This is a genomic window from Parasphingorhabdus sp. (genome assembly GCF_041748495.1).
Classification (GTDB): Bacteria; Pseudomonadota; Alphaproteobacteria; order Sphingomonadales; family Sphingomonadaceae; genus Parasphingorhabdus.
Genome location: NZ_JBGTDD010000160.1, coordinates 1 through 1,846 on the forward strand (window position 1 = coordinate 1; position 1,846 = coordinate 1,846).

Sequence of the window (1,846 nt, forward strand, 5' to 3'; positions counted from 1 at the left end):
ACCATGGACCGCAAGGGCAATCCGCTGCTGATCAAACTGAACGGTGAAGTGGAAGCCTGGTTTGAAGATCTGGGCGACGACGCTCCGAAGAACAGCAAGGACGGCTAATGACCGACGATTTCCGCGGCAAGATTGTCTGGATCACCGGCGCTTCCTCAGGAATTGGCGCAGCTTTGGCGAAGGGCTTTGGCGCGGCCGGGTCGCATATCATCCTGTCGGGGCGGCGGACCGAAGCGCTCGAGCAAGTGGCCGCCGAACTCAGTACGGACAGTATGATCCTGCCGTTTGAAACGACCGACTATGATGCCCTGCCCGCCGCGATTGAAGCGGCGCGCAACTGGAAGGGCAAGGTCGATATTCTTGTCAACAATGCCGGTATCAGCCAGCGCAGCCTGGCGCTCGACACTCATCCCGATGTGCATCACAAGATCATCAATGTTGATCTGCTCGCGCCGATCTGGCTGACCCAGTTGTTGCTGCCGCACATGATCGCGGCTGACGGTGGACATATTGTCGGAATCAGCTCGGTGGCTGGCCGGGTGGGCGTACCGTTGCGTACCGCTTATTGCGCTGCCAAACATGGACTGATCGGCTATATGGACGCTTTGCGGGCCGAGACCGAAAAGCTGCACAACATCCGTGTCACCAATATCCTGCCCGGGTCGATCCGGACCAATGTTTCGCGCAACGCGTTGACCAGAGACGGCGACAGCAGAGGTAAATCGGACGCTGTGATCGACAATGGTATGGAACCCGCCGAATGTGCGCGGCAGATCCGGGATGCCGTTGCCCATAATATACCCGAGTTGATCATCGCCGAAGGCCCGGAACTGATGATTGCCCAGTTGCGCCAGAGCGATCCCGAACAATGTTTCGCGATGACCGGTGCGATGGGCGCCCAGATCGCCGAAAAATATGAAGCGGGAGATGATGACTGATGGCTCTGGTGCTTCTCGACAAGACGGATGGCGTTGCAACGATTACCCTCAATCGGCCGGAAGCGATGAATGCGTTGTCCAAAGATTTGCGCGTCGAACTTTGTGCTGCCTGTCTGGATGTGAGCGATGATCAGGGCATCCACGCCCTGATCGTCACGGGTGCCGGAGAGCGGGCCTTCACAGCAGGTCTCGATCTCAAGGAGCTGGGAGCATCGGGACTGGGACCAGCCAACGATAGAGACGCTAGCACCAACCCTGTATTTGCCTTGAGTGAAATGCCGATTCCGGTGATCGGAGCGATTAACGGCGTGGCCATTACCGGCGGATTTGAACTGGCCCTGGCTTGCGATATCCGTATCGCATCGACCAACGCCCGTTTCGCCGACACCCACGCTCGTGTGGGGATAACGCCGGGCTGGGGACTGTCGCAAAAGCTGTCCCGCTTCATTGGCTTGTCACGTGCGTGCGAGCTGAGCTTTACCGGACAGTTTCTCGATGCGCAGACCGCCTGTGAATGGGGTCTCGTCAATCATGTCTATGAACCCGGCCAGCTCATGCCAGCCGCCCAGGCGCTGGCCCGCGACATGACGACCATCGACCGCGATTTCCTCAAGGTCTACAAGGATCTGATCATGACCGGTTTTGACCGCAATCTTGCGGATGGAATGGCCTATGAAAATGAAATTTCGCTGCCCTATAACGCTCGCGTATCGATGGACGCGGTTGAGAACCGGCGTCTTGCCATTATGGAACGTGGCCGCAACTTGAAGGGATAGCATGAAGCTCAACGCACTGGATCATGTTAACATCATTACCGACGACCTCGCCGGTACCGTCAGGTTTTTCGTTGAATTATTTGATCTCGACGTCCGCGACGGTCCAGAGCCGCTGCCACCAGAACATGTCCA

General features: G+C 57.5%; 3 protein-coding genes. All 3 read left to right on the top strand.

Annotated features, from left to right (window positions below; genetic code table 11):
- A partial coding sequence (locus ACEW8J_RS14110; RefSeq protein WP_373492284.1) for a DUF3297 family protein occupies positions 1-108 on the top strand: 108 nt, incomplete at its 5' end.
- Positions 108-938 carry an SDR family NAD(P)-dependent oxidoreductase gene (locus tag ACEW8J_RS14115; protein WP_373492282.1) on the top strand — a complete coding sequence of 277 codons (831 nt, stop codon included), beginning with the start codon at positions 108-110 and terminating at the stop codon, positions 936-938. The genes ACEW8J_RS14110 and ACEW8J_RS14115, both read left to right, overlap by 1 nt.
- Complete coding sequence (locus ACEW8J_RS14120; protein ID WP_373492283.1) at positions 938-1,714, top strand: enoyl-CoA hydratase; 777 nt, start codon at positions 938-940, stop codon at positions 1,712-1,714. The genes ACEW8J_RS14115 and ACEW8J_RS14120 overlap by 1 nt, the downstream gene beginning before the upstream one ends.
- Positions 1,715-1,846: the final 132 nt, after the last annotated feature.

Coding starts and splice junctions, on each gene's coding strand:
- ACEW8J_RS14120 (WP_373492283.1), top strand. CDS start 938: ATGGCTCTGGTGCTTCTCGACAAGACGGATGGCGTTGCAACGATTACC.
- ACEW8J_RS14115 (WP_373492282.1), top strand. CDS start 108: ATGACCGACGATTTCCGCGGCAAGATTGTCTGGATCACCGGCGCTTCC.